The organism is Pseudoflavonifractor sp. 524-17 (assembly GCF_009935845.1).
GTDB lineage: Bacteria > Bacillota > Clostridia > Oscillospirales > Oscillospiraceae > Pseudoflavonifractor_A.
Genome location: NZ_QWEK01000125.1, coordinates 1 through 1333, shown reverse-complemented (window position 1 = coordinate 1333; position 1333 = coordinate 1). Strand labels below are relative to the sequence as shown.

Here is a 1333-nt window from a genome sequence, read left to right as displayed (position 1 = left end):
CGTCCTTGTATTCTTTCGCCTCACCGCCCTTTAACTCGTAACGGCAAAATTCAAATTGACTTTCAATAGAAATGCTGTCCTTTTTGTCAATCGACTGCCGCCCATAAATCGCATCTATTCTACTATCCATAATTAGCTCCCTTCCGTTAAACGGGAGCCAACCTACAATTATATTATACCTCGGGCGGCCCCATATCACAAGGATGTCGATGGGTTACACACGCTGTCCGGCGTACTTGCTGAACACGTCAAACAGCTTTTGTTCTACCTCGCGTTTGCGCTTTTCCCGTTCCTTTTGGGGGAGAATGGGGGTGAGATTTTTGATGGTGATTGTCCGCTCTCCCATAACAACGGTTGTAACTTCGCTTTGATACTTTGGCTGTGTTTGCATGAACTCCCTCCCATTTCATAAAATTTTTGACAGCAGAAAAGGGCGGCACCTTTTACAGTGTCGCCCTTTGGCTTGCCTCAGCTTTGGGACAAAATGTCCCAAACTTCATGGGGACTATGTAGGAAATGCGTCCCGGCTATTTTCGGCTCCGGCGTTGCCCTCTCATATACCACCAGAAAAGCGGACAGAAAAGAGGGGGCTTGATGGAGATTATTCAGAAAACCTGCCCTGGCTATCCCGGCTCCATCGTTGTCCCCTTATATACCACCAGAAAAACGGAGCAAATGGAGACGGTAGCCGCATATTTTTTTGAAAAACCTCCCCTTACTAACCGGGACATTTTGGGATGCTTTTCGGACTGGCCCAGCGGGAATTTTTCAAAATCCTTTTTATGTTTGCCAGCTTGCCCAGCCGGGGCCGTCTGCTGTTCAGTGGCGGGGAAAAACTTTCTCTCATTATCAATTTTTATGTACGGCTTTTTTTATAGCCACAGGAATTGCGCCTACGATTAAGCCGACAACAAGCGAAATCAATCCTTTCAAAAGTGCCATATGTTTTATGCTCTCAAAAAAATATGTCATAGGGTCAACATCCAGTTTAATTTTCCATCCCGGAATTAAATAGCAACAAAACAGATATGAACCTATAAAAGCTATAATGAACAATGTAGAGAACAAGCCTGTCTTTTTCATGCTATATTCCTCCAATCAAAGTCTTGATTTGTACTCGGCGTTTGAATTATAACATAGCGGCAGGGGGAAAACAAGCCATCGTATATCGCCGAGAAAGAAAAGGGACAGCACCTCAAAAGTCCGTTCAGCCTTTGGGACATTTTGTCCCAAAGGTATAAAATCCGCGCCATGCCTTAAAACGCTCAATTTATATAATTCCACAAACGGCAAGCAATTCGGGTGTGGCCACACTCCGAAATTTTTGCTGGGC

Annotated in this window: 3 protein-coding genes and 1 pseudogene; all 4 read right to left on the bottom strand. The window is 44.8% G+C overall.

All coding sequences use genetic code 11. The annotated features are described in order from the left end of the window. A pseudogene (locus tag D1159_RS18885) lies at positions 1-130 on the bottom strand (recombinase); the annotation flags it as partial. An 84-nt stretch (positions 131-214) separates the two neighbouring features. Beyond that, on the bottom strand, positions 215-391 hold the full coding sequence (locus D1159_RS19325; RefSeq protein WP_202621172.1) for a hypothetical protein: 177 nt from the start codon (positions 389-391) through the stop codon (positions 215-217). Positions 392-849: 458 nt separating this feature from the next. Continuing rightward, positions 850-1083: a hypothetical protein gene (locus D1159_RS18880; protein ID WP_161847121.1), complete on the bottom strand. Its 234-nt coding sequence runs from the start codon at positions 1081-1083 to the stop codon at positions 850-852. A 15-nt stretch (positions 1084-1098) separates the two neighbouring features. Next, positions 1099-1333: hypothetical protein (locus D1159_RS19375; protein WP_207709196.1), on the bottom strand; the 235-nt coding region annotated here is incomplete at its 5' end.

Bases quoted from the DNA above. Each gene is read 5' to 3' on its own strand.
- D1159_RS19325 (WP_202621172.1), bottom strand. From the start codon at position 391: ATGCAAACACAGCCAAAGTATCAAAGCGAAGTTACAACCGTTGTTATG.
- D1159_RS18880 (WP_161847121.1), bottom strand. From the start codon at position 1,083: ATGAAAAAGACAGGCTTGTTCTCTACATTGTTCATTATAGCTTTTATA.